The sequence below is a fragment of the Flavobacterium sp. genome (assembly GCF_044338735.1).
GTDB lineage: Bacteria > Bacteroidota > Bacteroidia > Flavobacteriales > Flavobacteriaceae > Flavobacterium.
On record NZ_JBIIWV010000127.1, the window covers coordinates 1 to 6,172 of the forward strand.

General features: G+C 33.5%; 6 protein-coding genes. 1 reads left to right on the forward strand and 5 read right to left on the reverse strand.

Going from position 1 to position 6,172, the window contains the following annotated elements:
* The 5 genes from dgt to ACIQZC_RS08340 form a co-directional block, all read right to left on the reverse strand.
* Positions 1-574: dGTP triphosphohydrolase (dgt, locus tag ACIQZC_RS08320; RefSeq protein WP_396138769.1), on the reverse strand; the 574-nt coding region annotated here is incomplete at its 3' end.
* 36 nt (positions 575-610) lie between these two features.
* Positions 611-835: a hypothetical protein gene (locus ACIQZC_RS08325; RefSeq protein WP_396138770.1), complete on the reverse strand. Its 225-nt coding sequence runs from the start codon at positions 833-835 to the stop codon at positions 611-613.
* A gap of 117 nt (positions 836-952) precedes the next feature.
* The gene (locus tag ACIQZC_RS08330; RefSeq protein ID WP_396138771.1) at positions 953-3,385 is read right to left on the reverse strand and encodes a ribonucleoside-diphosphate reductase subunit alpha; all 2,433 of its coding nucleotides are present in this window, start codon (positions 3,383-3,385) and stop codon (positions 953-955) included.
* A 106-nt stretch (positions 3,386-3,491) separates the two neighbouring features.
* Complete coding sequence (locus ACIQZC_RS08335; RefSeq protein WP_396138772.1) at positions 3,492-4,469, reverse strand: ribonucleotide-diphosphate reductase subunit beta; 978 nt, start codon at positions 4,467-4,469, stop codon at positions 3,492-3,494.
* Positions 4,470-4,735: 266 nt separating this feature from the next.
* Positions 4,736-5,302 (reverse strand): DUF3109 family protein, encoded by a 567-nt coding sequence (locus ACIQZC_RS08340; protein ID WP_396138773.1) that lies wholly within the window; start codon positions 5,300-5,302, stop codon positions 4,736-4,738.
* Between the two features lie 195 nt (positions 5,303-5,497).
* On the opposite strand from ACIQZC_RS08340, the gene ACIQZC_RS08345 reads away from it, so the two are divergent.
* A complete protein-coding gene (locus tag ACIQZC_RS08345) occupies positions 5,498-6,079 on the forward strand; it encodes a MarC family protein (protein WP_396138774.1) in 582 nt (193 codons plus the stop codon).
* Positions 6,080-6,172 lie beyond the last annotated feature (93 nt).

Here is a 6,172-nt window from a genome sequence, read left to right on the forward strand (position 1 = left end):
GGTATTTCATAAAAGCGCCTAAGGTAGCATAAGAAATACGTAAAGCGCCTTCAATTCCTTCACGCGTGGATGTCATAACTGAAAAACCATTTGCATTTCCTTCAAAATCAATTAAATCTTGCCATTGTTTTTCGGTCAAATGCTCTTTATATTGAAATCCGTTTCCTGTTTTGAAATACTCTCCAATTGCTTTTTCTCCTGAATGACCAAAAGGCGGATTTCCAATATCATGTGACAATGCGGCGGCAGCTACAATAGCCCCAAAATCGTTTGCTTGATAGCCGTGAATTTCTTGCAAATGTGGATACTTTGCTATAATTTGCTTTCCAACTAAACGTCCTAGCGAGCGTCCAACCACAGAAACTTCTAAACTATGTGTCAGTCGGTTGTGCACAAAATCGGTTTTTGAAAGTGGAATAACCTGTGTTTTATCTTGTAAGCTTCTAAATGCAGCAGAAAAAATAATTCGGTCATAATCTACTTCAAAACCTAAACGCGTATCGTCTTGCTCTTTTCTTAAACGTTTAGTAGTGTCGCCTTGTCTTTTTAAAGACAACAATTGTTCCCATTGCATCATAAGATTTTGATTGTGGATTTATGATTTTAGAAATTATTCTTTTTCATTTGCCAAGAAGAAATGTCTTGATTTTTTTGGATATTGATTATAACTTTTATCACTCGGGTTAACAATAACCGATTTAATATTCACTTCATCACCTACTTTGAAATTTTTTTCGGTGTATTGATAATCCAATAAATATTCGCCACAGAAATAATTTCCGTTTTCGTCTTTTGCAATAATTCCGGTAAAAACTCCTTTTTTCTCTTTTGACATAATCAACTTATTTTTTTCAAATATACGAATTGCAATGGAAATTTTAAAAACAAAAACAGCTATTTGCCAGGGCCAACAGCTGTTTCAAATATTCTATTTTTGTATTCTATCTTTTAGTTAAGAACCACACATTTCACAATCTTCTGGTCCGGCATTTTTTGCAAGTTCAATCATGGCTTTGTATTCTTCAGCTGTCATTTCTGCTGGTTCTTCTAAAACCGCAATAGCTTCTAGTTTTTGAGTAACTGGTTGTTCTTGAACCTCAATTGGTTCTGCTTTTTTATCGTTGTTTAACGTAAATTTAATAGCATCAACCGCAGATTTTGTACGTAGATAGTACATTCCTGTTTTTAACCCCGATTTCCAAGCGTAGAAATGCATCGAAGTTAGTTTTGCATAGTTGGCATCCTGTAAGAACAAGTTCAACGATTGCGATTGATCGATAAAATAGCCTCTTTGACGGCTCATATCGATAATGTCTTTCATCGACATTTCCCAAACCGTTTTATATAATTCTTTTAAATCTTGAGGAATTATTTCAATATTTTGAACCGAACCATTGTGACGCATAATTTCTTGCTTCAACGTTTCGTTCCACATACCTCTTTCGACTAAATCGTTTAATAAATGTTTATTTACAACGATAAACTCTCCAGATAATACACGACGGGTATAAATATTAGAAGTATATGGTTCAAATGCTTCGTTATTACCTAAAATTTGAGACGTGGATGCGGTTGGCATTGGCGCTACTAACAAAGAGTTTCTTACTCCGTTTGCCATAACTTCTTTACGTAAAGCTGCCCAATCCCATCGACCTGAAAGTTCTTTATCTTTAATATTCCAAAGATTGTGTTGAAATTCGCCTTTCGATATTGGAGAACCTTCAAAAGTTGAATACGGTCCTTCTTCTTTTGCCATTTCCATAGAAGCGGTAACGGCTGCGAAATATAATGTTTCGAAAATTTCTTGGTTTAATTTCTTTGCTTCATCACTAGTAAAAGGAAGGCGTAACATTATGAATGCATCGGCTAATCCTTGTACTCCTAATCCAACAGGGCGGTGACGCATGTTTGAGTTTTCGGCTTCTATAACTGGGTAATAATTTCTGTCGATTACCTTATTTAAGTTTCGCGTTACACGTTTTGTTACATCGTATAATAATTCGTGGTTGAATGCTCCGTTTTCTACAAACATTGGTAACGAAATAGAAGCCAAGTTACACACCGCAATTTCATCTGCAGAAGTGTATTCCATAATTTCGGTACATAAATTAGACGAACGAATGGTTCCTAAATTCTTTTGGTTCGATTTTCTATTCGCCGCATCTTTATATAACATGTATGGCGTTCCGGTTTCAATTTGAGATTCCAATATTTTTTCCCAAAGCTCACGTGCTTTGATTGTTTTTCTTCCTTTCCCTTTTGTTTCGTAAGAAAGGTATAAAGCTTCAAATTCATCGCCATAAACATTATCTAATCCAGGACATTCATTCGGACACATTAACGTCCATGTAGTATCTTCTTCTACACGTTTCATAAACAAATCTGAAGTCCACATCGCAAAAAATAAATCTCTTGCACGCATTTCTTCTTTACCGGTATTCTTTTTCAAATCTAAAAATTCGAAAATATCAGCATGCCAAGTTTCTAAATAAATTGCAAAACTTCCCTTACGTTTTCCTCCACCTTGATCTACATAACGAGCCGTATCATTAAAAACACGTAACATTGGAACAATTCCGTTTGAAGTTCCGTTTGTACCACGAATGTAGGAACCGGTTGCACGAACATTGTGAATTGCTAAACCAATTCCTCCAGCTGATTGCGAAATTTTAGCCGTTTGTTTTAACGTGTCATAAATTCCATCAATACTATCATCTTTCATGGTTAACAAGAAACACGAAGACATTTGAGGTTTTGGTGTTCCTGCATTAAACAATGTAGGTGTTGCATGCGTGAAGAATTTCTTAGACATCAATTCATACGTTTCAATAGCTGCTTCCATATCATTTAAATGGATTCCAACAGCCACACGCATCAACATATGTTGTGGTCGTTCAACAATTTGTCCATTGATTCTTAATAAATAAGAACGTTCTAGTGTTTTAAAACCAAAATAATCATAATTAAAATCTCGGGTATATATAATGTGAGAATCTAAAAAAGCAGCATTTTCTTTAATTACTTCATATACTTCTTGAGATAGTAAAGGTGCTTGTTGATTGGTTCTTGGATTTACATAATGGTACATTTCACTCATCGTTTCCGAGAATGATTTGTTTGTATTTTTGTGTAGGTTAGAAATTGCTATACGAGCAGCAAGTTGGGCATAATCAGGATGTGTTGCCGTCATAGAAGCGGCGGTTTCGGCTGCTAAATTATCCAATTCAGATGTGGTAACTCCATCATATAATCCTTCAATTACACGCATGGCTACTTTTACAGCATCTACCATGTCATTTAATCCATAACATAGTTTTTTAATTCTGTCCGTGATTTTGTCAAACATCACTGGCTCCTTATGGCCATCTCTTTTTACTACATACATAAGCTTTTAAAATTTTGAAAACAAGCAATCCCTTCCTTGCTTTCGGTTAATAAACTATCGAATAAAAACGTAAGTCTCCCGACATTTTATAACGTTTTAATTATTTTTAGAAATCAGCGTCGAAGCTAATTTTACTTGATTCGGAATCAGCATTCATTACTCCTGCTTTTTGATATTCCCCTACTCGTTTTTCAAAGAAGTTTGTTTTTCCTTGTAACGAAATCATGTCCATAAAATCAAATGGGTTTGATGAATTATACACTCTTTCGCAACCTAATTCTACTAACAATCTATCGGTAACAAATTCTAAATATTGGGTCATCAGTGTTGCATTCATTCCAATTAAACTTACCGGAAGTGATTCGGTAATAAATTGGCGTTCAATGTTTAAAGCATCTACAATAATTTCTGTAATTCTTGCTTTAGGCACTTTATTTACAATGTGATTTGTATGAAGATGAACTGCAAAATCACAATGCATTCCTTCGTCACGAGAAATTAATTCGTTTGAAAAGGTTAATCCTGGCATTAATCCGCGTTTTTTTAACCAATAAATTGAGCAAAATGAACCTGAGAAGAAAATTCCTTCTACTGCTGCAAAGGCAATTAATCGTTCTGCAAAAGAGTCAGATGCAATCCATTTTAATGCCCATTCTGCTTTTTCTTTAATTGCCGGAAAAGTTTCGATAGCATGAAATAATTTATTTTTTTCAACTTCATCTTTCACATACGTATCGATCAATAACGAATAGGTTTCGCTATGAATATTTTCCATCATGATTTGAAAACCATAAAAGAATTTTGCTTCAGGATATTGCACTTCATTAACAAAGTTTTCAGCTAAATTTTCATTTACAATACCGTCTGAGGCTGCAAAAAAAGCAAGAATATGCTTAATGAAATATTTTTCATCGTCGCTTAATTTATTATTCCAATCATTTAAATCAGTATGCAAGTCGATTTCTTCAGCGGTCCAAATACACGCCTCTTGTTTCTTATACCATTCCCAAATATCTTGGTGTTTGATAGGAAAAATTACAAATCGGTCTTTGTTTTCTTGCAAAATAGGTTCTACTACTGACATAGCTATCTGTTTAATGAATAATAAATGGTGAAAAATCTGATCTGTAAGGAGTTTACAAAGTTTGTCATTTGAAATGAAAAAAGAAAGGCAAACTTATTCACAATTGAAGTAAGTTTTTAACAAAGTAAGTTTTTGAAGGTAAAATAACACAAATATATCAAAGTGTTGATTATCAGTATATTAAAAATAAATTAAACAAATGTTAAAACGTTGTAAGTAGTTATAAAATAAGCTATTTACAACAAATTATAATCAAATAAAAAAAATTATTTTTTAAACTCTTTTGCTACCTTTTCCAAATCATCATACCAAGATTGACCAAATTTTCTAACCAAAGCTTCTTTTACAAATTGGTATACGGGAACACCTAATTCTTCCCCTAAAGCACAAGCATCTGAACAAATGTGCCATTTATGATAATTAACCGCTGCAAAATCAGAATATTCTTTTACTCGGATAGGATATAAATGACAAGAAACTGGTTTTTTCCAATCTACAATTCCTTCATTATAAGCCTGTTCAATGCCACAAAGTGCCGTTTTTCCATCAAAAATTACGTAAGCGCAATCTTTTCCATCGATCAATGGCGTTTCTAATTCCCCAAATTCTGAGGTAACGTGGGTTCCTTGTGCTTCTATCGCTTTTACACCTTCAGGACGAAGAAATGGTTTTACTTTTTCGAAAATTTCAGCTAAAATCTTGGTTTCTTCGGCATCTAATGGAGCTCCCGCATCACCATCTACACAACAAGCGCCTTGACAAGCAGACAAGTTGCAAACAAATTCTTTTTCTAAAATTTCTTCGGAAACGATGGTTTTATTTAACTGAAACATGTTGGATTAATTATAGCGCAAAGATAAGAAATGATTTAGGATTGAGGATTAACGATTGATGATTTTAGAACATTTGTGATTTTTATTGATTTTTGGAATTGAACTTGTCATTGCACTTGAACTTTAGATGATAATGTATCGTTAAATTAAAAACGTACTATATACAATATGACTATATTTGCAAAAAAATTAGGAATGGGTATAGGAATTATCTGGAAAGATGTTTTTACAATTGGAATGATCCTTTTTGCTGTAATTGATATTGTAGGAAGTATTCCGATTATTGTAGATTTGCGAAGCAAAATGGGCCATATTCAATCCGAAAAAGCTACGATTGTGGCAGCAGTTATCATGATTGCCTTTTTATTTGTAGGAGATGAAATTTTAAAACTAATTGGTATTGATGCTAATTCGTTTGCAGTTGCGGGTTCGTTTGTATTATTTTTTCTAGCCTTAGAAATGATTTTAGGCATTCGTCTATATAAAGAAGACAACCCAAGTACTGCATCTATTGTCCCTATTGCATTCCCTCTAATTGCGGGAGCAGGAACTATGACTACTATTTTGTCATTGCGTGCCGTTTATTCAAACATAAATATCATCATAGCCATAATCATTAATGTAATTGTTGTGTATGGCGTATTGAAATCGTCTGGAAAAATTGAACGTTTATTAGGAAATAACGGATTAGGCGTAATTCGTAAAATATTTGGTGTAATTTTACTTGCAATAGCCGTAAAACTATTTGCTGCAAACGTTAAAGGATTGTTTATTTAGAAAAAAAATACAAATGAAAATTTTTACTTACATAGCCGTTGCTATCGCTTTAGGATTAATTGGTTTTAACTTATTTCAAATTGATTATAGCCA

Excerpts from the sequence above, each read along its gene's own strand:
- ACIQZC_RS08325 (WP_396138770.1), bottom strand. The coding sequence starts at position 835 with ATGTCAAAAGAGAAAAAAGGAGTTTTTACCGGAATTATTGCAAAAGAC.
- ACIQZC_RS08330 (WP_396138771.1), bottom strand. The coding sequence starts at position 3,385 with ATGTATGTAGTAAAAAGAGATGGCCATAAGGAGCCAGTGATGTTTGAC.
- ACIQZC_RS08335 (WP_396138772.1), bottom strand. The coding sequence starts at position 4,469 with ATGTCAGTAGTAGAACCTATTTTGCAAGAAAACAAAGACCGATTTGTA.
- ACIQZC_RS08340 (WP_396138773.1), bottom strand. The coding sequence starts at position 5,302 with ATGTTTCAGTTAAATAAAACCATCGTTTCCGAAGAAATTTTAGAAAAA.
- ACIQZC_RS08345 (WP_396138774.1), top strand. The coding sequence starts at position 5,498 with ATGGGTATAGGAATTATCTGGAAAGATGTTTTTACAATTGGAATGATC.